Annotated in this window: 15 protein-coding genes and 2 CRISPR repeat arrays; of the genes, 5 read left to right on the forward strand and 10 right to left on the reverse strand. The window is 45.6% G+C overall.

Features of this window, described 5'->3' with window-relative positions:
• The first annotated feature begins 151 nt into the window (after positions 1-151).
• The 3 genes from MC7420_RS27090 (at position 152) to MC7420_RS27100 (ending at position 5,447) form a co-directional block, all read left to right on the forward strand.
• Positions 152-2,077 (forward strand): N-acetylmuramoyl-L-alanine amidase, encoded by a 1,926-nt coding sequence (locus MC7420_RS27090; protein WP_198016575.1) that lies wholly within the window; start codon positions 152-154, stop codon positions 2,075-2,077.
• Between the two features lie 73 nt (positions 2,078-2,150).
• Positions 2,151-3,014 carry a glutamate racemase gene (murI, locus tag MC7420_RS27095; RefSeq protein ID WP_006104591.1) on the forward strand — a complete coding sequence of 288 codons (864 nt, stop codon included), beginning with the start codon at positions 2,151-2,153 and terminating at the stop codon, positions 3,012-3,014.
• A gap of 1,191 nt (positions 3,015-4,205) precedes the next feature.
• Positions 4,206-5,447: a pentapeptide repeat-containing protein gene (locus tag MC7420_RS27100; protein ID WP_006104645.1), complete on the forward strand. Its 1,242-nt coding sequence runs from the start codon at positions 4,206-4,208 to the stop codon at positions 5,445-5,447.
• 361 nt (positions 5,448-5,808) lie between these two features.
• A CRISPR array of direct repeats spans positions 5,809-6,792; the repeat unit is 36 nt; unit sequence GTTTCCATTCAACTTGTTTTCCCAGCGAGTGGGAAG.
• Positions 6,793-7,326: 534 nt separating this feature from the next.
• On the opposite strand, the gene MC7420_RS27105 is transcribed toward MC7420_RS27100, so the two are convergent.
• From MC7420_RS27105 to MC7420_RS27145, 9 genes are all read right to left on the reverse strand, one after another.
• A complete protein-coding gene (locus MC7420_RS27105) occupies positions 7,327-8,571 on the reverse strand; it encodes a helix-turn-helix transcriptional regulator (protein WP_006104646.1) in 1,245 nt (414 codons plus the stop codon).
• A 454-nt stretch (positions 8,572-9,025) separates the two neighbouring features.
• A CRISPR array of direct repeats spans positions 9,026-9,638; the repeat unit is 36 nt; unit sequence GTTTCCATTCAACTTGTTTTCCCAGCGAGTGGGAAG.
• Between the two features lie 823 nt (positions 9,639-10,461).
• Positions 10,462-12,156: a hypothetical protein gene (locus MC7420_RS35730; RefSeq protein WP_006104549.1), complete on the reverse strand. Its 1,695-nt coding sequence runs from the start codon at positions 12,154-12,156 to the stop codon at positions 10,462-10,464.
• Positions 12,156-13,883 carry an RAMP superfamily CRISPR-associated protein gene (locus tag MC7420_RS27120; RefSeq protein WP_044210032.1) on the reverse strand — a complete coding sequence of 576 codons (1,728 nt, stop codon included), beginning with the start codon at positions 13,881-13,883 and terminating at the stop codon, positions 12,156-12,158. Before MC7420_RS27120 ends, MC7420_RS35730 begins: the two co-directional genes overlap by 1 nt.
• Before the next feature lie 584 nt (positions 13,884-14,467).
• Positions 14,468-14,869, reverse strand: coding sequence for a hypothetical protein (locus tag MC7420_RS27125; RefSeq protein ID WP_006104585.1), 402 nt, complete (start codon positions 14,867-14,869; stop codon positions 14,468-14,470).
• Positions 14,870-14,982: 113 nt separating this feature from the next.
• Complete coding sequence (locus tag MC7420_RS27130; protein ID WP_006104572.1) at positions 14,983-15,936, reverse strand: RAMP superfamily CRISPR-associated protein; 954 nt, start codon at positions 15,934-15,936, stop codon at positions 14,983-14,985.
• Positions 15,912-17,045, reverse strand: a complete 1,134-nt coding sequence (locus MC7420_RS27135; protein ID WP_044210035.1) for a type III-B CRISPR module-associated Cmr3 family protein — start codon at positions 17,043-17,045, stop codon at positions 15,912-15,914. The genes MC7420_RS27130 and MC7420_RS27135 overlap by 25 nt, the downstream gene beginning before the upstream one ends.
• Positions 17,018-18,760 carry a Cas10/Cmr2 second palm domain-containing protein gene (locus MC7420_RS27140; protein WP_006104626.1) on the reverse strand — a complete coding sequence of 581 codons (1,743 nt, stop codon included), beginning with the start codon at positions 18,758-18,760 and terminating at the stop codon, positions 17,018-17,020. Before MC7420_RS27140 ends, MC7420_RS27135 begins: the two co-directional genes overlap by 28 nt.
• Before the next feature lie 491 nt (positions 18,761-19,251).
• The gene (locus tag MC7420_RS44335) at positions 19,252-19,506 is read right to left on the reverse strand and encodes a hypothetical protein (protein WP_449240181.1); all 255 of its coding nucleotides are present in this window, start codon (positions 19,504-19,506) and stop codon (positions 19,252-19,254) included.
• Between the two features lie 400 nt (positions 19,507-19,906).
• Positions 19,907-21,037 carry an Rpn family recombination-promoting nuclease/putative transposase gene (locus tag MC7420_RS27145; RefSeq protein WP_006104619.1) on the reverse strand — a complete coding sequence of 377 codons (1,131 nt, stop codon included), beginning with the start codon at positions 21,035-21,037 and terminating at the stop codon, positions 19,907-19,909.
• 234 nt (positions 21,038-21,271) lie between these two features.
• On the opposite strand from MC7420_RS27145, the gene MC7420_RS40540 reads away from it, so the two are divergent.
• Positions 21,272-21,466 carry a hypothetical protein gene (locus MC7420_RS40540; protein ID WP_006104543.1) on the forward strand — a complete coding sequence of 65 codons (195 nt, stop codon included), beginning with the start codon at positions 21,272-21,274 and terminating at the stop codon, positions 21,464-21,466.
• A gap of 486 nt (positions 21,467-21,952) precedes the next feature.
• Positions 21,953-22,849, forward strand: coding sequence for a lipid kinase (locus MC7420_RS27150; protein ID WP_006104624.1), 897 nt, complete (start codon positions 21,953-21,955; stop codon positions 22,847-22,849).
• Between the two features lie 178 nt (positions 22,850-23,027).
• Here MC7420_RS27150 and MC7420_RS27155 read toward each other — a convergent pair whose 3' ends face one another.
• A complete protein-coding gene (locus MC7420_RS27155) occupies positions 23,028-24,128 on the reverse strand; it encodes a hybrid sensor histidine kinase/response regulator (protein WP_006104618.1) in 1,101 nt (366 codons plus the stop codon).
• Positions 24,129-24,291 lie beyond the last annotated feature (163 nt).

Raw genomic sequence — 24,291 nt, forward strand, 5'->3', positions numbered from 1 at the left:
GCTACTCAACTCAACTTGGGTGAGTCACATGGCTTAGCCAAGGTGAAACCAAAGCGAGCAGTTGACTTCGGGATATAGGGTGAACCCGATCAACTGACTGAGTTCGGTTTTGAACTCAGCAACTGCCTTAAGTGAAACGCCACCCACCCAAATGCTGTATGCAGCACCGAGCTTTAAGTTAGGAGCAATAATTGTGAGATTTCGCTGGCTACTGCTACTCTCCAGCTTTTTGAGTGTTTTTCTCTATACATCCGCCGCCGAAGCGCGTCAACTGCTGTTTTGGCGGTTTGACCGCGCTCAAAATCAGTTAGTCTTTACCACCGATGAGGGGGTTCAGCCGAGGGCGCAACTGATTGCGAATCCGACTCGGCTGGTTATTGATTTGCCCGGAACTCGACTGGGACGCCCGACGGTGAATCAACAAGTGGGCGGTGCGATTCAAGAAATCCGAGTCGGACAATTTGAAAACCAAACCACTCGGATTGTGGTGGAATTAGCCCCAGGTTATACCCTCGACCCCCAACAGGTACAATTTAGGGGACTCTCGCCGACGCAGTGGACGGTGAATATCCCCAATCCACAACGGATATCCAGTTTACCCAGTCCGCCTCCCCCAGTCCGAACCGTTAACCCTTCGACTTCGCTCAGGGTTAACGATCGCCAATCTCCTCAACCGAGTTCACCCCCAACGGTGACGGTGGAAACATCGGCGACACAAGTGGATAGTTTCCAGGTGACTCGGAATGGATTTTTTATCCGTACCGATGGTGGAAAACCGGATCAGATTAAGGTGAAGCGGAGTCGCGATCGCCGCCAGATTGAGATTGAGGTGGAGGGGTTAAATCTCTCCCGCCGTCTGGTTGAGCAAACGTTGAATGTGAATCGCTACGGCGTTAGCCAAATCCAATTCCAAAGGCTGAAAGATTCACCCCCCTTGACTCGGATCACCTTAAATGTTGACCGAGATAGTCCCGATTGGCAGGCATTATACAGCGATGTTGGCGGGTTGGTGATTATCCCCAGAGGAACCTCAGCATCCAGTTTAGAGAGTCGCTCTAATGCTTCGGGTAATGTCCTAGTCTCTTATCCTTCGCGATCGCAAACCTCGAATCGACGAGTCAGCATTAATCAACAAGCAACAATTCAGTCGGTTGAACTGGGAAATAATCAGACTCAACTATTGATTGAAGCCGATCGCCCTGTCCAAGCCACCAGTCGTTGGGATGCGAATGAGAGGGCGTACCAGATTACGATCCCCAATGCCCAATTAGCCGATCAGGTTAAAGGACCTCAACTGACTGCCAATAGTCCTTTATCACGGGTATTGCTGCGCCAGCAAGACTCTCGCACCGTGGTAATTTTGGTGCAGCCAAGTCCAGGAACTCAGATTGGTAGCCTCAATCAAATTAGCGATCGCCTGTTGGCGCTACCCATACAAAAAAAACAAGCCACATTACCGCCCCGTGAATCGATTCCGGTACCGCCGCCAAGTCCATCCCCCGCACCCCCAACCTCATTTCCCACGGTTCCCAACAGTCGAATTGTGGTGATGGTTGATCCTGGACATGGGGGTAAAGATCCGGGCGCTGTTGGCATTGGCGGATTACGGGAAAAGGATGTTATTTTACCCATTGCCCAAGAAGTGGCAGCATTATTAGAAAAGCAGGGTGTGCAAGCCGTATTAACCCGCAATAGCGATTATTTCGTTGATTTAGCGCCCCGTGTGACCATGGCGGAGCGAGTCAATGCTAATCTATTTGTCAGCATTCATGCGAATGCCATTAGTCTCAGCCGCCCGGATGTGAATGGATTGGAAACCTATTATTTCGCCAGTGGGCAACGCCTTGCCCAGACGATTCACAATAACATTTTACAGACAGTTCCGGTACAGAATCGGGGGGTTAGACGCGCCCGGTTTTATGTGCTAAGAAAAACTTCAATGCCAGCGGTTTTGGTGGAAGTGGGTTTTGTCACCGGTCGAGATGATTCGGCGAAATTAAATAATCCAACTCACCGTAGTCAAATGGCACAGGCGATCGCTCGTGGTATCCTTCAGTACATTCAGCAGAATTTTTAATCGTTGACACAAGGATCTACTTTTGAATTCTCTGTTCCCTGTTCCCTGTTCCCTGTTCCCTGACAAATAAGCAATGACAAATGACCCGATTTTGACCTTAAGGGGAGAAGCACAGCACCGTCGTATTGGCGTATTCGATAGTGGTGTTGGCGGACTTACCGTTCTCAGGGAACTCTACCGACAACTTCCCCATGAATCGATTCTTTATTTTGCCGATACCGCACGACTCCCTTACGGTACTCGTTCGCCTAGGGAAATCATCCAATTTGGGCGCGAGATTCTCACCTGGATGGTTGAGCAAGATGTGAAAATGGTGGTGCTGGCGTGTAACACCAGTGACGCCTTAGCCCTAGACACCTTACGCCGTGAGTTTCAACTGCCGATTTTGGGATTAATTTTGCCTGGATCTCGTGCAGCCGTTCAAGTCGGGCGTCGGATTGGCGTGATTGCTACCCCGGCGACGGCGGCGAGTAATGCCTATCGACGCGCTTTATTGGAAGTGGAACCAACCGCTCAAGTGTGGCAAGTTAGTTGTCCAGAATTTGTCCCTTTAGTGGAGCAAAATCGGTTATATGAACCCTATACCTCGGAAGTGGCTTTGCAGTATCTGACGCCATTACTTCAGCAGCGAATTGATACGTTGATTTATGGGTGTACTCATTATCCCTTGTTAGCGCCTGTATTGCGACAAATTTTACCCGCATCTGTCCAATTAATTGATCCGGCTGAACATGTGGTGGCGGCGGCGGCGCAAGAACTGGATTTAATGGGATTAAAAAATAGTTCACCACCGCTACCGACGCGATTTTGTGTCAGTGGTTGTCCGCAGCAGTTTGCTAAGTTATCGGTACAGTGGTTGGGGTGTACCCCCGTTGTGGAAAAAACCTATTTGCCAGACGTATCTCCTGTATCTATGTCTGTAGAAGCGGTGGAATAAACCAGTAGTGGCGCACCGATGTGCACCCGTGTCAACTTAAGCTAAACCCCTCTCCCCCAGCCCCTCTCCCACGCCGGGGAGAGGGGAGCAAGAGCATCCGATCCCCCTTCTCCCGTGCAACAAAAACGAAGTATCCTCTGTCATCCCCCCTCTTGTAGGGGGGAACGAGGGGGGTCGGGAGAAGGGGTTAGGGGATGAGGGGGAAATGTTGAGAAGTAGATAGACACGGTTTAAAACCTTGCCAGCATTGGTTTTCTACCTTAAGTTGACACCAATGACCGATGTGCACCCGGTTTAACCCTGAGCGAAGTCGAAGGGTTAAACGTCAAATCTATTCCACCATTTTAGCTGGGTCAAAAGAAGGTATAAGTTTATTGTAGGGGCGGGTTTAGCCGTTTAATTGAATTATCTAGGGATAAGTTCCCAACAAAACCCGCCCTTGATCAACAAAGGAGGTTACTTCTCGACAATCTGCAACGAAAAAGATTCTATCATTAACCGTTAACCCAGGGCGGGTTTTGTCTATAGGTTATCGGTGGATGCCAAAATTAAATTCTTAAACCCGCCCCGACAAGTGAATGATTATTTATAAAATTGCTGTTGAATATCTGCAACGCAAAAGATTCTATCATCAACCCTTAATCCAGGGCGGGTTTTGTTGATAGGTTATCGGTAAATGCCAAAATTAAATCCCTAAACCCGCCCCGACAAGTGAATGATTATTTATAAAATTGCTGTTGAATATCTGCAACGCAAAAGATTCTATCATCAACCCTTAATCCAGGGCGGGTTTTGTTGATAGGTTATCGGTAAATGCCAAAATTAAATTCCTAAACCCGCCCCTACAAATGAATGATTATTTATAAAATTGCTGTTGAATATCTGCAACGCAAAAGATTCTATCATCAACCCTTAATCCAGGGCGGGTTTTGTTGATAGGTTATCGGTGGATGCCAAAATTAAATCCCTAAACCCGCCCCTACAAATGAATGATTATTTATAAAATTGCTGTTGAATATCTGCAATGAAAAGGATTCTATCATCAACCCTTAATCCAGGGCGGGTTTTGTTTATAGGTTATCGGTAAATGCCAAAATTAAATCCCTAAACCCGCCCCTACAATTATCTAACGGTTTTATAATAAATAGTTAACCTAAGGTGGGTTTTGTCTAGAGGTGAGAATCCTGACCAATGACCAATGACCCTTTTCACCGTTCACGTTTATTGGCAAATCTGCTGATTTCCTTGGTTTTGTTTCAGCCGTTACCGGGATTGACGCAGACAGCCACGCCTTCTCCTTCCTCCCCACAACTCGCGGCGGAAAGGGAACAGTTAGAGAATCAAAAGCTGAAACAGGAAATCGAGAAACTGGAACAGGAAACGGTCAAGATTGAAAAAGAAGCCGCGAATCTGGATCAGAATTTTTGGGAGGAAAATTCTGCGTTGGTGACGACAATTGCATCCCTGGCAAATGCGGTGACGGCAATTGTGGCAATTATTGGTGCTTTTGTGACGATTGGGAGACAGTTGACGGAAATTCGCCGGGAGAAAAACCAACAACTGGATCAACGGTTTACGTCGATTGTGGAACGGTTGGGGAGTGAACAGTCGGAACTGAAGGCAAGTGCCACGGTTTCTCTGTTGACGTTTCTGGAACCGGGGTATGAAAAATACTGGGAACAGGTGTATTTAATTGTTCTGGCGAATTTAAAGTTGGATAATCAAGATGCGACGATTAATCGGTTGCTGGTGCAAGTGTTTGAACAGGTGATTGATGTTTATTTAAAGCCAGAGTTGACGAGGCTGACGGAAACGGAACGGAAGTTTCAATTGGATTTATCGGGGTGTTATATTAATGGGATTACCTTGGCGAATTTAAGTTTAATTCCAGCCAATTTGAGTGAGGCGCACCTGGAACGGGCGGTATTGCGACAGACGCAATTAATCGGGGCGAGGCTGCAAAAGGCGAATTTGACCTATAGTTATCTGGATAATGTGAATTTGGATCAGGCGAATCTGAAGGAGGCGGTGTTTAGTGATTATCACAACCGGAGTAAGTCTGATCCTAAAACTCTAATTATTAATTCGAGTTTGAATCAGGCAAATTTGATATCCGTGCAATTGAAACGGTCTACGGTAGAGAATACGACGTTTCAGGGGGCAAGGTTACAGGAAATTCATCTGGATGGGGCGATTTTGAGGGGGGTTTCTTTTGTGCGGGGGAATCTGAATACGGCGTTTTTTAAGGGGGCAATTTTGGAACGGGTGGACTTTGCTGAGGCGGATTTACAACGGGCGAAGTTTCAAGGGGCGGTATTTGATGATTTGACGCTGGAGAGTATTGCTAGGAATCCGAGTTGGACGAAGGCTGAGTTTGATGATAATATTACCCAACGGTTGAAGGATAAGATGCAATTTCTGGGGCAGAGTTGAGACGGTAGCATTGTTGGTTAATTTCCCCAGGTTGTCCTGACGAATCCTTGACAATGCTACCTCCAGCGCGATTAGTTTCGCGGGTTTTGCTGTTTGTCCCCAGGTTGTCCTGACGACTTTAGCGTTGTGTCTATTATATCGTTGGGTGGGTTGTTTGTCGTTCGTAGTTGGGGAATTTTAGCCTTAGTTCGTAGTTGAGGAACTTTAGCCTTATATTTATTCAGTGCTGATATTAAGGTTTAAGTAGGTTGGGTGGAGGGTAGGGTGAAATTCAATAGGTTTATTTGATAGAGAAAGGTAGGGGCACGGCAATGCCGTGCCCTTTTTTTTTCTGATTTTCAGGTTACAGGGTGTGTACCCTGTTTCCATTCAACTTGTTTTCCCAGCGAGTGGGAAGCATGGAGCAACTTGCTCCTGGTTCAGGCGGAGAAGTGTTTCCATTCAACTTGTTTTCCCAGCGAGTGGGAAGCCTCAAAAGGCGCAACCCCCGGGAAGGGAAAGATAAGTTTCCATTCAACTTGTTTTCCCAGCGAGTGGGAAGTCAGGAGTCAGCTACGGTTCCATGTCCGAAGACTTAATGGTTTCCATTCAACTTGTTTTCCCAGCGAGTGGGAAGCCAGAAGATTCTGGTCGTCGTGGAAGTGGAAGGTGGTTTCCATTCAACTTGTTTTCCCAGCGAGTGGGAAGTGTTTGTGAAGTATCAAATTTGCGACTTTATGATCCAAACGTTTCCATTCAACTTGTTTTCCCAGCGAGTGGGAAGCAATGCTCAAATCAGAGCAATCCTGGAGACTTGGTGTTTCCATTCAACTTGTTTTCCCAGCGAGTGGGAAGCATCCATACCCACTTCCATACCCACTTCCATACCCACTGAGTTTCCATTCAACTTGTTTTCCCAGCGAGTGGGAAGACCCAAGGGAATGTACGTCAAAACGGGGAGGTTCGGTTTCCATTCAACTTGTTTTCCCAGCGAGTGGGAAGGAGTTCAAGCTAAAATCATGTATTCGATGTATTTTGTTTCCATTCAACTTGTTTTCCCAGCGAGTGGGAAGACAAAAAAACATGGGATATTAAAGCAAGATACTTAAGGTTTCCATTCAACTTGTTTTCCCAGCGAGTGGGAAGCGTAAAATTTGGCGGTGAATTTCGTGGAGAAAGTTTTGTTTCCATTCAACTTGTTTTCCCAGCGAGTGGGAAGACCGGGTTACAACCTAACTGTAGACCCAACTGTATTGTTTCCATTCAACTTGTTTTCCCAGCGAGTGGGAAGTAATGCCGAAATAAAGTTTGGTGGCCAATTCCGTGGAGAGTTTCCATTCAACTTGTTTTCCCAGCGAGTGGGAAGAGTTCGCTGAGGACGCCTTACGGAGACTGGGTTTCAGCGCCCGAATCGACACACCTCGCTAAAACTCTAACATATCCCGCCTAAATTGAGCCAGACACAGCCCTCAAACCCGCTCCCTGTAAGGCATCGACACACCTCAACGAAAAACATAGGGTTTCAGCGATTTGCCGAGGTGTGTCGATTGGTCGATTTCGCCGCTATCTTATTCACGTTTCAAGGTTCAGTTAATTTAGCATTTCATCGAGATTATATCATTAATTGCCAGCCAGAGAAAACCCGAACATCCCGTTATTGAACATCGAGGACAATTTATGGCTGATACCAATGGTGAATTGGAAAAACCTAACCCCCCAGCCCCCTTCCCAACCCCCCTCATTCCCCCCTGCGAGGAGGGAGGACAGAGGATGCTTCGCTTTTATTGCACGGAAGGGGGAGCATCAAAGCCCCTCCAAATAAGAAATATACAGCAGTTTACTCTGCTCTGCGGTACATTGTCGATCCCCCTAAATCCCCCTTAAAAAGGGGGACTTTGATCTACTGTACTTTATTACAGTGCAAAGCGCTATAACGGTTAGCGGCGGCTTGAATAGCATTTTGGTGTTTTTCTACTAATTCGGGGGGTGAGATAAATTGGCTGCATCCAATATGACGGTAAACCCAACGGCAGAATTCCGGGAGTGAACGACGGGGCAGTTTGATACTATAGTCGATGTACTCTTGTCCATCTTGGTCTTTTTTGGATGTAATTTTTTGGTTGTTATGGCGACATTCGCCTTCTCGGATAAATTGAGTGCATGGGGGGAAGAATCGCACGGTGATCCGTTCAAAGGATTCCTGGTTTTTTCGCTCGTTGTATTGTTCTTCTGGGGTTCCCAGATTTATTCCCCATCCGGTTTTAAAGAGTTTCTGGGCGAGTTTGAGACTCTCGAATTGGGCGTTTTGTCCTCGTCCTGGGGAATGAAGGATTTTACAGTAATTTTTTAACCGATCAAGTCGTTCGACTTCTAGGTGCTGGATTTCGTCGGGTTGGTATAAATTCGGATTGCTGGCGGTTTCGTAGAGTAAATACCAAGCAATGTCATGATAGAACAATTGTAGGGGGTAAATCTGTAAGTATCCGATGTTGTTGTGGTACGGTTCTCGGAGGCGATAAAGTTCGATTAATTGACCTGTCGCGATCGCGTCCTCAATCCTGTCTAAGCAGTGAAACAAGGTGTGGCGAGTTGTGCCTTTTTCCGCCATGACTTCGGGGTCAGTTTGGATAATCGGGCGATTCATATAGGCGCGGACAGGATAGGATATATCGGTGTTTCCGTCTAGTTCTAATCCCCGTAGTCGCTTTTCTAGGGTGTAGTAGATCTTGCGGATTTGGGGATCACCTTGATACATGGCTTGGGAGTGGAGGGCGTTGAAGGCGACTTTGAGTTCGTCTCGATTCATGACTCCGGTTCCCAGGTAGTAGCCCCAGCGATATTTTCTGTGGTCTAGTATGCCGTAATTTCGCAGGGTTTCTAAGTCTTTGCGGAGGGTACCGATTGATGGGTAGCGATCGGGATATGAAATACCCAGGGATTTAGCTACCTGGCGAATTTGGCTTTGGAGGGGGGTTAAGGCGTTGTGATGAGTGCGGTTTGGGGTGTGTTCTAAAGGTTGGCGACTCCCGACGCCGGGATGCTGGATCAGCGTAGCGATGAGGATTAAGAGTCTCTCGAAGGAAGTGCGATCGATGTAACGGTGGGGTAAATAACTGTAACTAAATCTTTGGACAGAGTTTGACATTGTTGAACACCTTGTCCCAAGCGTTGTTGTGTTATGATGACCCCCAGAGCGAAAACCAAGCTAAAAAAATTAGGGCTTGAGATCCCATAACAAAGTAGAGACGCGCCATGGCGCGTCTCTACAAAAGTAGCGCACCTGTAATAAGGCGGTTAAGAAATCCAGCAACCTTAATGGCGCTGAAAATAACGGAGTAAAGCAGCGAAGTTTCTCAAATTACGACAATTACAGTCTTTGAGTAGGGCGAGTTTCGTCCGATTTTAAGCCTGTGGACTGGGAAGGTGCCGACACCACCAGGGTAAAGCAGGAAGCAATCCGGATGATGTCTAACAATATCCAATGTTGTCTAGCTTTGTCCAAGTGTTGTAGAACGGTTGGGGTTTCTTGGGCATGGGCGACTGTCCAAGGTTGGTTTTATCCCTACATGATAATAAACCCTGGCAAGACCAGGGGTTTTTTGTTTGTTCAACTTGTTTTCCCAGCGAGTGGGAAGGGTGCAATAGTCGGAGGTTTACCTCTCCCAGAAGAGTTTCCATTCAACTTGTTTTCCCAGCGAGTGGGAAGAGTGTGGAAATCTTTCAAAACCTCTTCCTGATTCAAAAGAAGGTTTCCATTCAACTTGTTTTCCCAGCGAGTGGGAAGTGTGATTTACGAAAGCCTCGAATAGTTAAGTTAAAGTTTCCATTCAACTTGTTTTCCCAGCGAGTGGGAAGCACAAGTAGCACAAGAAATTGCACTTCACAGTTTCCATTCAACTTGTTTTCCCAGCGAGTGGGAAGGCGTTGAAGAAGGCTTGGAGTTACTATTCCGTCTGATTGAGTTTCCATTCAACTTGTTTTCCCAGCGAGTGGGAAGTGGAGAGCAAGGGTATTTCAATGAAATTCAGGTCATGTTTCCATTCAACTTGTTTTCCCAGCGAGTGGGAAGGTTTTTGCAAATTTTAGTTAGTTAGTTAGGAGGTATGTTTCCATTCAACTTGTTTTCCCAGCGAGTGGGAAGAGTGTTCAATTTTTGAGGAAGAAAAGAGTAGTCTTGTTTCCATTCAACTTGTTTTCCCAGCGAGTGGGAAGAGTTCGCTGAGGACGCCTTACGGAGACTGGGTTTCAGCCGCCGAATCGACACACCTCGCTAAAACTCTAACATATCCTGCCTAAATTGAGCCAGACACAGCCCTCAAACCCGCTCCCTGTAAGGCATCGACACACCTCAACGAAAAACATAGGGTTTCAGCGATTGGGCGAGGTGTGTCGATTAGTTGATTTCGCCGCTATCTTATTCACTTTTCAAGGTTCAGTTAATTTAGCGTTTGATCGAGATTATATCATTAATTGCCAGCCTGAGAAAAGCGGGTAATTTTGCTGACTTTTGGTCGGAATCTGGAAAACCTCTCTCCATCCCCCCTAACCCCCCTTTGAAAGGGGGGAATGGGGAGAGAGGCTTTGAATTCTTTCCCTTCTGTGGCAAAAAGCGAAGCATCTGCTGACTTGATTAAATCGGGCGCACGTCGGTCATCCGTGTCAACTTAATGTGAAAAACTAATGCTGGTAATATTTTAAGCTGTGTCTATCTACTCCTCGACATTTCCCCCTCATCCCCTAACCCCTTCTCCCTTGAAACAAAAGCGATAGCATCCTCTGTCCTCCCCCCTCTTGTAGGGGGGAACGAGGGGGGTGGGAGAAGGGGAACCGGATTTTCTTGCTCCCCTCTTGCTCTCCTCTTGCTCCCCTCTTGCTCCCCTCTTACTCCCCTCTTACTCCCCTCTCCCAAGCTTGGGAGAGGGGCTGGGGGTGAGGGCTGGGAGAGGGACTGGGGGTGAGGGGTTAACCTTAAGTTGACCGCAATACACATCGGTGCGCCCCGACGTTTTTTGTGTGGGTTCGCCTTGAGTAAATGCTAAGATGATTTAATCCGCATCGCGTCTGCCACACCTTGCAGCCTCTCTGTTAACTTCGGCTCAGTAAATGGCAAACCACACAGACGAATCGCCGCCATAAATTGCGGTTTCACCTCAGTCTGATACGCCTGGATAACCGATATATCCCTCTCTTGATTCCCTAATAAATACTTGACCACATCCTCCGGCTTCATTCCTTGCAAATTATGCATCAATTGGTTGCGGATATCATCATCATGTTCTCCCGCTTCGTTCTTCTGAATACATGACCAGTGCAATACCTTCCACGGCTGGAAATCTGACCGGAGATGACGCAGCCATTTGAGCATAAATTCATTCTTGCCGATTTGGTTGGGTTGACGCTTGAATCGGTTGTCATCAATGGGAAACTGTAATTGCTTTAATGTCTCTAGCTTCAGCGTCTTAATCGTTTTATTCACTTCTTCCTTACTCGAACCCGATACAGACCAATAATGCTTCAAGTCATCCGTAGAAACAAACTGTAACCCTCTCCTTAGCCATTGAATTAAATCCTCCGCCGGAAAACGTTGCTGAGTTCCATTAATCGATAACGACACTGAACGCCCCTGAATTTCCGTCATAATCGCACACCGCAAAAACGTCTCTTGCGCCGCCGCCAATAGCGCAATTCCAGGCAGATAATTCTCTTGCTCAAATAATCGTTCAATCAAGGCAATTCCATCAACAATTCGCGCCGTCGCTGCTTTAAGGTCAAATTCACTTGACTTATCCGCCAGGGAACGATTCAGATTGAAAAAATCCACCAGTTTTTCCAACTCAGCCACCACCGACGCCTCTAAACTTCCCTTAAGTTCTGCTAATTCTAACAAGTGTAACGCCGCACCCGGAGTTCCGGATTGAATTAATCCCTTCGCCTGTTGTACCTGAATTCCCCGCAGATATTGGGAATTGCTAATAATATTCGCTGGACGTTCTAGGTGATATTCATTACTGACTAAAAATTGTACCCGCTTGCCAAATCGGGCGAGACTCATAAACTGAACCGCTGAAGAAATGGCTGGAGTGCTGGCTTGATGACTAACATAAACGGTTTGACTCGTCGCCGGATTAGGGTTGGCGGTAAAAGGGAGAGAATCTAACTCGTTTCGGACTAAATCGAGAACATAATCCCATTCATCTAATCCTGGATCATTAGAGTTCGGCGCTAGGTCAATCCATTCACAGGGGGTTTGGGGAAACTTATCCTCCCCCTGAAAATATCGGGCTAAAATAGGCTGTAATGGATGGGTATCTTGCCAATAGGGACAGGTGGATTGGTGCTGGGTTTGGTAATCGGAGAAAATCTGGGATTGATCGGTTAACAGGACGATAATTTGATCTAACTGATCGGTTTCTGCTTTTAATCGGTTTACAAATGTATCCAACAGGGGAAAATTTAAATACGACCAAATCTCTTCCTGTATCTGGGGGGAATGATACTGATAAACCGTTCCCAATACCCTGGGTTCAATCCGATAAGGTTGAGTGACATGGTTATCGATTTGCTTGAGTTCAAATGTAATATTGTGGAATTTGCCAAGAATGTCATAATCATACCAATTCCTCCACATCTTATCACTGCGCTGCTTTTCCCTTCGTCCCTTTTTCTTACTAATTTTGTCACTGTCTAATTGCACATCACTACTGCCAATGGTTACAATCCAAATTGCCATTATTCCTTTCCTCCCCACAATAATTCAAATCCCTTTGGCTTTTGCTGAAGAAACGCGACAAACTTCTTACATTCCGGTGACTCATCCGGAAACAGGGTTAATAACTCAATAAACCGATTCATTGATTTCGGTTCAAGTTTTCCCTCTTTCTTAATCCAGAAGAGTTTGGGTGGATACATTCGATGCCACAAGCGACCAATTTGACCCAGTTCTCCGGTTACGGATGTCCGTTTAATACTTTTGTCAGTTTCGCCGCGAACAATACCTTTTTGATAGGCTTTATGTAACCAATCAATCGCCACACATTCATCCCGATTTTTTGCCAATCGTCCCCAGACTTGGACGCGAGAGGGATGCCAGGATTCGCGCCAATTGGCAGGATGATTGGGATTGGGAATTTTTCCTTGTAATTTCATCCAGGTTTTCGCTGTGTTTAAGACAGAATTAATAAACTTGCCCACTTGAGTCGGATGCCAAATCCGACGAGCATTTTTTTCGTCAATTTCTCCCGCCCATTGCCAATGACAACCAATTAACTTTTCATACTCATCATCAGGATAAAATAAGCGATGATCCGCCCGTCGCCAAGACTTGCCAAATCCGCCAAACACCATAGCAAACCAGATTAAATCGGTGACTAGGTTTTGTAAGGCGGCGTGTTGATCATCGGGGAGGGGGCGAGTTAATGACCAAATAATATCTCCTTCTACATTATAGGTGGGCTGTTCATACTCATTTCGACCAAACGTCCCTAACCGTAACTCCTCCGTTTGAAACCCTAGCTTTAAGAGTCCCACGCTTCCCTTTCCTTCCACGCCACCAAACAATTGTTCCACCAAGGCTTCCGCTGTTTTGGCATTGGTTAAGCCGCCAAATAAGCGTAACGCATGACCCCGTAAACTGGCGCGAAATATATTCGGACGAAATTCTCCCGTCCCATCAATTAACTTAGCCGCTTGTCCTTGTCCCTTGACCCGAACCTGATATAAAATTGAACGGGAATCCGTCTCAACCTGCCCATATCCGGCACTGACTCGGGTTCCTAAACCCGTCGCGATCGCGTATTGCCAAATCTGCCAGATTTCTTGCCATTGTTGGGTAGATAAAGGTTTATGACTGGAGATACCAAATCGTAAGGTCGGTTGCACCAGCGAGACTAAAGCATAAGCACTTTCTCCTCTTAATAAACGCTTCCCTCTTGTATTCTGGGTTTTCACTTGCCATCCTTGCTGGGGATGGACTAAATCCACTAAATTTTTAGTCCAATCATTAATCGGATAAGCGCCGTGAAAGCGGAGAAGTCCTGGGGTAAAATTGGTTTCATCGCCACAGTACAGATTACAGCGATTTGGGGGAATAATTCCGGCTTGTTCGGCTTGTTCACAGGCTTGGCGGAATGCGCCTTTCATGCTACTACCGGGATAAAAGGGAATACCATAACCCCCAATAACGGGGCGAATCATCCCATCATCTTGTCCGCCATTGGTAACGAATCGCCAGCGAATTTGATAGGTTTTGGTTTGGTCGGTTGGGTTTTGACTGTCGTCTGAATGGGTGAGGGGAATAAATTCGGCTTTTTCCATCCATTCTTCTGCCCAATATTGGACATCTTGTTTTTCCCCGTCTTTCTTTTTCTGGGGGTCAATATAGTGGAGTTGGCTGCGTCCCCGGATTTGGGCGCGGAACATCATTGGGACTTTTTTGTAGGCGTTGGGTATGGGTTTCATGATTCGGTTCAGTGGCGTTTTACATGATGGGGGGAATCGTAGGGGCGCACCGACGTGCGCCCTAAAAATGCGCGGTTGATTCTATACTAGACTAACATTGGTTCACCCTCTTCCCCTAACCCCTTCTCCCATCAAGGGAGAAGGGGAACCGGAATGATTCATGCTTAAAAATATAGCTAGTTATCTTTTCTGACTCCCCTCTCCCCAGGGTGGGAGAGGGGTTGGGGGTGAGGGGGAATATTGCTAACATTGACACCGATAAATAATGTGTAAAAATGTGGTTATCCATGGTGCGTTACGCTTCGCTCTCCTCACCCTACCGCACCCTCTTCCCCTAACCCCTTCTCCCATCAAGGGAGAAGAGGAACCGGAACGATTCATACTTAAAAATATAGCTGTTTATCCTTTCTGACTCCCCTCTCCCCAGGGTGGGAGAGGGGTTGGGGGTGAGGGTAAATATTGCTAACATTGACACCGATAAATGATGTGTAAAAATGTGGTTATCCATGGTGCGTTACGCTTCGCTAACGCACCCTACCGCACCCTACGATTGATAATTGGGGGACGAATATGCTATCGTTAATTTACTTGCCAACTTTGTATCGTTGTGTCCACCAAACAATGCAATCACAGAGTTGAGTTAAAACCGCGATCGCGACTCGTTGATCCTCTATAGAGAGTTGCCATAATTTCTCAGACATGGCTTCAATTTCATCTACTTGGTTGGGATTTACCGGGTCATTGGGAATGATTACTCCAGCTTTTTTCATCAGCTTGTGTAATGCATCCCAGGTGTCTTTCCAATAGTGGGATTTGCTGTCTTCTTTCCCTTGCAGTCGCAAATGTTCTCCCCAAAATCGTTCTAATCCATAGGCTACCGCTAACCGCATTTTATGGGATTGATTAAGGGATTTGTCGTCGCGTCTGCGGGCGTCTAGAACTAATTTTTGGGCGATGTGATCGAGTTCGTAAGATTGCCAAGCCATGGTTGATTCCTACATTGTTGATTGTTGATTGTTCAGGGTTGGGTAAAGGGCGACCCGAGTTCATTGAATGGATAGTGTTATTCATTAGTGCAGCGGGTCGCCCCTACGGGGGGTTAATATTGAATGAATACCCGACAGCGACCAAATCCAATTGATTCTAATCCGCCAAAATATAATTCTAATGAGGCTTTCTCCTGAAAGGGTTTCCATCCGGTTCTCTTCTGGGCGATGGGAAAGACTAGGATGCTGGCTTCGGGTAAGGCTTCTACATTGAAAAAATTCTCGACTTTCTTCATCTCATCTAAGAGTTTGACCCGACTTTGACGATATAATGCCATATCATGCACCATGGCGATATCGTTATCGCTGAGAACAACTAATTTGTTTGGTTCTAACTGGCTTCCCGGTGGAATCCAAGGTGATAAATCCTCGTCCTCTTCTACTTCAACGAAGCCTAAATTAAAGAAGAGAACTTGACCGCGCCCTGCTATTTGTCTCCCTTTTAGCCCTTTCCCGGCGGTGTAGGGCTTGGGAACATCGGCGTCAATCTTGGCGATGTCTTGATATCGTTTGAGTAACCAGGGACAAGTTACCCAAACTACAGGTTGACCGGGACAAAATACAGGTAACCAGAGGAGGGAGGCGTATTCAAATTTAACTAAGGCTTCAGTCGTACTATTATCGTCTCCTCCCTGTACGGTTTGCCCATACCAGTAATTATCATTAATCGCCTTCGGAACCGTCAGGTTGTTTCTTTGCGCCTGTTGTTCTAACCAGACTAATCGCGGAATGGTTTGGGTGATACCCTTACTTTTGATTTCAATCTCTGACACCTCTACATCGGGAATCTCCACCTCCGCCGCATCGAGGTTTGACTCTAACCACTCTTGACGTTTGAGTCGCATATCTGCCCGAAATCGTCCCCGAATCGAACTTCCGGGAATGATTCCCGTTTGGGTAATTTTATCCCGAAAAATTAGATTCAAATTCCCCGTTTCTTCGCCAGCGGTTGCGCCGACATAAAGGGGGGCGAGGGTTTTAATTATGCCGTAGCCTTGGTGGTACATGGGGGTAATCCTTTGATATCAATGGGTAAACATAAGCCACATCCTAAATGCTTGAGGGGGAATCCTTCTTGGGGAAACCATGCATCGGGAAAATCCCACCAGGTCAGATTTAAGGGATGTTTGAACACGTAAACGCTTCCAGGGGGAACGGCGTAGCGCCCCCGACTTAAGCGTCCCGTTTTCCTGGAATCATAGTCCTGTTTCTCGGCGTCTTCCGGTCTAGATTCACCGATACGATAACGGTAAGGAATCGGTCTATCGGTGAGCATTTTTAGTCCCTGATGGGGAAAGCTGGGATGGTGAGGATAGCGATAGGAGAGTTTATTTGACCCCCAAACGCCGGGGGTAATCAGGGCAAAGGCATGGTGAATCTTTTGGCGCAAGAGTTGATTGATGGGGTGGGTTTCTGAGAGAGGATGCGTCTGAATATCGACTAAATGTCCTTCCCCGCCAAACCGATACCAGCCGCTAGGGAGTTCATAGTTGGCTAGGTAGACTAAGCAATAGTCTTGATGCAGTTGTACGGCATTTTCTAAGAAGAGTCCATCTTGGTTAACCACATGACGTTCCTGCTGTTTCAGTTGCGGATGTAAAAACGGGATAAACTCCCAGGGGGCTGTCTCAACCTCTTTACCTTTTCTCAGTTCGGCGGTGGGTAAAGTCCAGCTATAAATCGATTGCCAGGTATAATCGGGATTGAGGTCTTTGTTATCCCGATGCCATCGATACTGACCCAGAATCCAGTTGGTTTCATCGCTGTCACTGGCTGCTGATGATGGGACTTTTTTCTTGACAAAATACCATTCATCCTCCTCTTTTTCGGCGATAACTTTATGCCAAGGAATCGGCACATAAAAGCATTCATGGTCATCCCGTTTTGCCCAAAACGCCCCCGCGACAACCAGATTATGGCTTAACTCTTTATGATTGGAAAACTGATGTTCCTGATTAGCATGAAAAAATAATCCCGCCATTGTCGCCGCATCTGGGGGGAATTTTGTCCCCGATCGCCCGACCAGGTTTTCTGGGGATAAAAAAGCACCAGCACTACCATACATGAAGCCTAATGGCTTGACGGCGATTAAGTATTTGAAGCCGTTGTTCGACATAATTGCCACCCTACTTGAATCAAGTCGTTAATCCAATTTACAATCACGATATTGGTGTTATCGCCAGCAATATCAATCCATTTATTCTCCTGACTAAACCTTTCTCCCGCCTGATTAAAATACAGGTCAAAAATCGCCAAGGCGACATCTTTCCGAATCGGCATTCCCTCCATTTCCTTTAAGCGAATTCCATGACGGGCTTTTAACTGCGCCCAATCGCTATAAATATGGTTCCAATTCGGTTCCTCTCCCCAGGATTTGCCATCGCGATCGCGATACTGGGTGAGAAGGGGTAAATAGTCCCAGGGACAAGTCCATTGGACAGATTGACCGCTATTAAAAACCACCCGAATCGTCAGGCGATCGCGTCCTTGATTTTTTGCCCGTTGTTCGGCTTCTCGACAATGTTGTAAAATGTCTCGTTGGGGAACTTGATGTCCTGCCCAAACGAAGCCCACACTATAGGTAAACTCTAGATTTAACTGGTGTTTAATCTTTTGTTGTTGGTCTTGCCAATGCTGTTCTAAGGTTAATAACCACTGCAAGGCTTCAATCGGTTTAACCTTGTCTGGTGGTGTGGAAGGGTCGGATTCTGGGCTATATAAAACACCGAGAAAGTCATCACCTCCGGCATAAATCACTCGTCCTTTTCCCTGGGAAAATAGGTCAGAGTTTTCCTGAAACTCTTGTCCCCATTCTCGGATTAACTGGGTAAATTTTTTGAGATTCGTTGCTGTAGGTGGGAGATCTTCCACAGTCCCGTCTGTACGAGGTTCATCAGGGCGACTTGCCAGACGTTTTAACTTATCGCCCACTTTGTCACCATCCCCCATAAACCAACCCGTCCAATATCCGGGTTTGCGAATAATATCCTTAAATTCGGGGTCATCGGGTTTGGCTTTGAGTTTATCCAGTCCAATTTTATCGGCGAGTTTATCGTAGGTAACTAAACGCTTGACTAATTCTGGAATACTTAACCGTTCATTCGGGGCAATATAGCGACCAATTTGATCAGGATTGGCTTGCTTTTCTCTCAACTCTTGCAGAGACAGACTTTCTTGTCCCACCCGATAATCCGGGTTATCCAGTAGCCAAGACAAGCGCCGATAAAACAATTCCATCTCCTCTAGTTCCCCTTGGCTGAGACAACGCCCCGGATTAGGGTTAAACTTACCCAATTGATGCCACGCGATCGCATCAGTTCCGGTTAAACTAGAACTTTCCCCCATCCAGTTAATCGCAATCCAATCCCGCTTAAGTTTGCGCCGTTCCAAGTCATCCATGGCGGCTTGTACGGAGTCACCATAACCCCAAAAGATTTCCCAGGTATAACTTCCCCAGCGTTCCCATTCTCCTTTCTGATGTCCTTGATCGGCTTCAGTTTGTGACCAACAATACTGATTTGTGGGGATACCTAGGTTAGCTTCGATCCACTCTCGGCAAATCGTGAGTATCTTTTGCCATTCAGTGAGTAGAGTCGTTTTAACTAAATTGCGGTCAAATTTCCCTTGTACCAGAATCCGATTCGGCATTCCTTTAGCAACATCGGGTAATCCGGGGGAGATAACCGTGAGTCCTAAAGACTCTGCCTTTTGCACCAGTTTAGAACTTAAAAAGGATAAGATTAGCGATGAGCCATACAAGTCTCGCAGTTTGCGGGATTTTTCGATAAAGCCTTGTACGGGGGCAAAACTGGCGGCGGTGTAGTCAGACACGGCGGATTTCCTTTGGGTTTAGGTGTCTAGACTGTACTCTAGCAATTGTTGGGGATGTGAGGCTAGGAATTAAAGGGGATTAATGGGAGTTTTTGGGGTGGGGATGAATCCCGGCTGGGGAGAGGGTTTGAGGGGGGTTGGATGAAGGGGGATGAATAGCGGTTTTTTGTGGATAGGTAGGGGTACGGTATTGCTGTGCCCTTAAGGTTTTGATGAATTGAATCCCCTCTTACTGAGTAGCAAGAGGGGAATGGTTGCTATTTATAGCAGTAGACACATCGATTAGGACTTTCGGCACCATTGTAGAGACGCGCCATGGCGCGTCTCTACATAAATGATGTGTCCTAACCGCTATGGCGGTTGCTATAACTTGTTTTCCCAGCGAGTGGGAAACCCAGGAGACGTTATCCGATTTGACAATAAAATGCTGGTTTCCATTCAACTTGTTTTCCCAGCGAGTGGGAAACCTACAGGGAACCAATCAACTCGACCTAGGCATCTAATTGTTTCCATTCAACTTGTTTTCCCAGCGAGTGGGAAACAGCCCAAACCTGAATGATCACTTTGATGTAATCTGCGTTTCCATTCAACTTGTTTTCCCAGCGAGTGGGAAACTGCGTTACGGCAATCTCGCTGATGCCGACTTGTGTGTTTCCATTCAACTTGTTTTCCCAGCGAGTGGGAAACCCTGAAGCTTGAAAGCCTCTACAGCCATGCATTCTAACGCAGATTTTGACGGCTGACATTTTCAGGTTCATTTCAGCCCCGCTTATTGAAACTAACTCGCAATTAATCAAAATCTTAAAACGCTAGAACTCTTACTATGTCAACATCCTAGCGATTTTGACGGCTGACCCGGTTTTTCGCCCCCGCTTTCAGCCGTCAAAATTTCGCCAACGGGTATCAAATTGCTGAGACATTGATTATAGCAATAGACACATCAATTAGGACTTTCGACGCCATTGTAGAGACGTTCCATGGAACGTCTCTACATAAATGATGTGTCCTAACCGATGGTTATTTCTAGTGACCTCCAGCACAGAGTTGACATCTGATACTGTGCCACCCCAGAAGCGGAAAATTCCTACAGTCACTGTATTGACAAAATGAACAGTTTATGGATCATCGAAAACTAACAGGCGATCGCTAATTAGAATTCTCTGCTGAAATCGCCTGCTGTAGGATAGCTTTATTCACCGAAGGTTCCCAAGTTTCCAGTGTTTCCAGATTTCTCGCCAACCATTCCTCCACCGTCGCCGCCACCTTACCAGACAGACAATCCCGCCAAGCTTGACGCTGTAGGGAGTGGACATCCTGCTTACACCATTGTGCGATCGCATCAGACAGCGTTTCTATTTTATCCGGTAAAGGTTGAATTAACTGTGCCAACTCCCCTAAGTCTTGATCTTCAAAAAGCGAACGGCGGGTATTTAACAGTTCAATAAACGCAGCCACATTATCTTCAGAAAATGACTGTACTGCTAATTGAACAACATTCAGCGGTAAATCCAATCCCTCCGCAATCATCTCCACACTCAAACCCAACTGCATCATCCGAGGAATAGCTTCTAACTTGGCTTTAAATTTGCCTCGTTGTTCACCTCGTTGTTCACCTTCTATTAACCCTTCTTGCTTGGCTTCCTGATAAACCTTAGTGTTTCTGAGTTCACTTAATCCTAACATGGCTTCTATCTCCTCTCGGCTTTTTTGCGGTAATTTGTAAACGATGATGGTTTCTATTAAATCAATCAGGTTTTGTTTAGTCGTCTCATCCGTTATCTGAACTTTGGCTTGTTCAATCAAACGCCTTGCTTGTTCTAGGGCTGTCTGTTCCTGCTCAATCACTAGCTTAACAATATTCACCCCAACAGAAGCCGGCGCTTCATCTCCTAACTCATCCAAGTATATCCGAGTCACTCGGCTAAAGAGTTCCCGAAATTGTAACGGCTGTTCCCTCTCAATCCGGCGACTGGGATAAATCACCACCACCCGCCAAGGACAAGTCGGTTTGTATTGATTTAGAAAGATAAACAGTTCAGTAAATAAACGATAATAAAAATTATCATCTCGTTGAAACTGAACCTCAACCACATAAAAAGGTTGGTCTAGGGTTTCGTTCTTAGGCAAAAACAACCCATCCAGTCTAAATGCCAGTTGCTTAATTTCACGAGAAGTGAATTCATAAATTTCGGCTTGTTCTGGGGATTGATTAATCAGTTCAAAGAAGATACTAGGAAACTCCTGAAACAAGCTATAAAAAATCGTGTCCGTTTTCACCTTTTCCTAGGGATCTCCAGCACAGGGTTGACACCTGATACTGTGCCACCCCTGACGGGAAATTTTTCTATGATGACTGTCTTGACAAACTAAACAGAATATGGATTATTCCTTCTTTCTTTTTGCATTCCCTTTTCAGGTAAGGTGGGCAATGCCCATCCGACAACGACAGCGCCGTCATAAAGGGAACTATAAGCCAACCTGATCAGGGCGGGTTTTGTTGAAAGGTTATCGGTGGGTATCGACATTAAATCCCTAAACCCGCCCCTACAATTGACTCGATTAAATCGGGCGCACGTTGACAAAGGGCGCACGGGGCGTACCCTACGGTTTTTAGGGTGTGGGTTGGGATTGGTTGAGTTGTGCGATCGCGTCCTTTATCCTGAATTGGGGAGATTCAACTGGCGGTATCTGACGCAGCACGACTAGATAACGAAAACTTTTAACATCGACGTTTACGTTTTAATATTCTAAAGCAAAGCGGGTTTAGATCTGCCCGAAAATGTCGCGGCTAAATCATGATTTGATCAGGGTTTGAGGATGTAGTATAATGTTATATTAATCCTGTATTGGGTTTATTCTAGTACCAATTTTTAGCCGTAAACGATTCAACGCCTGATAATGCGTTATTTTTTTTGTTCTCGTGTCGGCAAATTTTAAACACTACAAGCATGTTGCATCACCCAATTGCCTAGACTCATTTTGAAACAGACTTGACAAAAAAGCCATTTAATGCATCGAATGCCTGAACAAAAAAAAGACAACCGGTGGAATGGGAATGCCAATATCCACCCGTTAGAAGAGGTGCGATCGCATCAAACCGATAAAATGTAATAAGCAGGTCGGTGGAAATATACCCAACACTCCACCAATTCTCTAAGGAGTCCTCAAACCCTTACAAATGACAAATAACAAATGACAAATGACCATCTCCAGTTGCCGCCGAAAACAGCATTACTCTTAATCAACCGTAAATCTCGTCACGGACAGGAAAATCTAGTCGAAACCATTCGTCAACTGAAGGAACTAGGCTTTATTGTACTAGAAGAATTAACCGAAGATCCACTAAAGCTTCCGGACATAATCCGTCACTATCAGCATCAGGTAGACCTGGTAATCATTGGTGGTGGTGATGGTACACTTAATGCAGCGATAGAGGGGTTAGTGGATACTCAGTTACCGTTAGGTATTTTACCCTTGGGTACGGCGAATGATTTGGCGCGGACGTTGAAAATTCCCGTTGATTTACCCCAAGCATGCCAAGTCATTGCTACGGGTCAATATCAGAGAATAGACTTGGGCTTGGTTAATGAGCAATATTTTTTTAATGTGGCTAGTTGTGGGTTGAGTGTGGAAATTACTCAGCGCCTCACCAAAGAAGACAAAAGTCGCTGGGGAATTTTAGCGTACCTGTCTATGGCATTAAAAATGATTTTGCAAGCACGACCATTTCGGGCAGAAATTCGTATCAATGGAGAAGCAATTCGGATAAAGACAATTCAAATTGCTATCGGAAATGGGCGACATTATGGCGGAGGAATGACCGTATGTCATGATGCTAAAATTGATGATCAACGGCTGGATTTATACAGTCTGGAAATGCATCATTGGTGGCAGATTTTATTGATACTTCCTGCATTATGGCGGGGACGCCACGCAGATTTACCAGGAGTCCGTACTCTCCAGGGTACGGAATTTGAAATCTATACTCGCAAATCTCGTTCTATCAATACGGATGGAGAAATTACCACCTCTACGCCAGCAACCTTTCGCGTGATTCCGCAAGTTATATCTGTTTTAATTCCCAGATAGGGATGGGTGATTGTAGGGATGGGTGATTGGAAAATTTAGAGACGTAGTAGGGTACATCTCTAAGTAGTCGGACAAAAGAAAACAACACCATACTAACTTTGCAAACAAGCCTCAAACCCTTACAAAGGACAAATGACAAATGACCTACTTACACCCCCTATTTCCTGTTCCCTCGCTCTTAAAGGACTACTGTAAAGATTGAACCTTGGGGTTGGTTGTCTGTGACGAATATTCTCCCCTGATGCGCCTCAATGACCATTTTACAAAAGGTTAAACCCAAACCAATCTGAGACACGCCACTCATTAAATCTCCCACTTCATATTTATCAAAAATATGGTGTTTGCGTTCTTCACTGACTCCTGGACCTGAATCAATAATCTGAAGCTTGGCTTGGGCGTTGGGGAAATTGGAGGATACCGACTCATTGGGAGAATTTACGGCGACAATGACTAAACTTTCTGGGGGAGAGAACTTAATCGCATTAGAAATTAAATTCTCCAAAACGCGATGAAATAAATTGATATCCAGACAAAGAGAAGCTGGGGTTTCGTCCAGCTTACCTATTAGTCTAATCTTTTTATGTTCTGCAATGGCTTGGAATTGGAAAATAACGTCAGCAACTAATTGATTTAAATCAACATCAGTCTGATTCAAAACCATTTTACCAGATTCCATTTTCGCTAACATTAGCAAGTTATCGATCATGGAGTTAAGTTCGCGACTCGAGTCAGAAATAATTTGCAATCGCTGTAAATCTTTGTCATTGCCTGTACTTTGCAACAGCAAATCGCTACAGAGTAAAATATTAGTCAGCGGATTTCTTAAATCATGGACGATCATATTCGATAAATCTTCCCGCATACGCAACGTCGCTTCTAGGGCATCATATTGCTGCTTAATCCGTAACATCGATCGCACTCTTGCCCGCAGTTCAATTCCACTGACAGGTTTAGTGATAAAATCATCAGCACCTGCATTTAGCGATCGCGCCAAGTCTTCTTTGGAGTTGAGTGCCGTTACAATAATCACGGGAACATGTTTCCAATGGGAATCAGATTTGATCGTGCGACATACCTCAATGCCATTTAACTTCGGCATCATCACATCCAGTAAGATGACATCCGGTTCGATGGAGTCGAGCAGGTTTAACGCTTCTTCACCACTGCTGGCATAAAATAAGTCATACCCTTCTCGATAGAGATGGGCTTCAATCACATCAAAGGCATTCGGATCATCATCCACGATTAAGATAGATGTATTCTGATTTAGGTTAAGCATAGATTTAAGTAGGTAGGGACAATAAAAGTTAACGGTTGAGATTAGAGAACAGGGAACAGTCAGAGTTTGAGGTCTATTTATATAACTTAATATAGTTGAGTTTATTTCCACCAACCTACTTAGATAGTTGAACTTTAGCTAATTCGTTGTTTTAGTCTTTTTA

It is taken from the genome of Coleofasciculus chthonoplastes PCC 7420 (assembly GCF_000155555.1).
In the GTDB taxonomy this organism is placed as follows: Bacteria; Cyanobacteriota; Cyanobacteriia; order Cyanobacteriales; family Coleofasciculaceae; genus Coleofasciculus; species Coleofasciculus chthonoplastes_A.

Excerpts from the sequence above, each read along its gene's own strand:
- murI (WP_006104591.1), top strand. The coding sequence starts at position 2,151 with ATGACAAATGACCCGATTTTGACCTTAAGGGGAGAAGCACAGCACCGT.
- MC7420_RS27130 (WP_006104572.1), bottom strand. The coding sequence starts at position 15,936 with ATGTACCACCAAGGCTACGGCATAATTAAAACCCTCGCCCCCCTTTAT.
- MC7420_RS27150 (WP_006104624.1), top strand. The coding sequence starts at position 21,953 with ATGACAAATGACCATCTCCAGTTGCCGCCGAAAACAGCATTACTCTTA.
- MC7420_RS27105 (WP_006104646.1), bottom strand. The coding sequence starts at position 8,571 with ATGTCAAACTCTGTCCAAAGATTTAGTTACAGTTATTTACCCCACCGT.
- MC7420_RS35730 (WP_006104549.1), bottom strand. The coding sequence starts at position 12,156 with ATGGCAATTTGGATTGTAACCATTGGCAGTAGTGATGTGCAATTAGAC.
- MC7420_RS27155 (WP_006104618.1), bottom strand. The coding sequence starts at position 24,128 with ATGCTTAACCTAAATCAGAATACATCTATCTTAATCGTGGATGATGAT.
- MC7420_RS44335 (WP_449240181.1), bottom strand. The coding sequence starts at position 19,506 with ATGTCAGCCGTCAAAATCTGCGTTAGAATGCATGGCTGTAGAGGCTTT.
- MC7420_RS27120 (WP_044210032.1), bottom strand. The coding sequence starts at position 13,883 with ATGAAACCCATACCCAACGCCTACAAAAAAGTCCCAATGATGTTCCGC.
- MC7420_RS27090 (WP_198016575.1), top strand. The coding sequence starts at position 152 with ATGCTGTATGCAGCACCGAGCTTTAAGTTAGGAGCAATAATTGTGAGA.
- MC7420_RS27135 (WP_044210035.1), bottom strand. The coding sequence starts at position 17,045 with ATGTCGAACAACGGCTTCAAATACTTAATCGCCGTCAAGCCATTAGGC.
- MC7420_RS27125 (WP_006104585.1), bottom strand. The coding sequence starts at position 14,869 with ATGGCTTGGCAATCTTACGAACTCGATCACATCGCCCAAAAATTAGTT.
- MC7420_RS27100 (WP_006104645.1), top strand. The coding sequence starts at position 4,206 with ATGACCAATGACCCTTTTCACCGTTCACGTTTATTGGCAAATCTGCTG.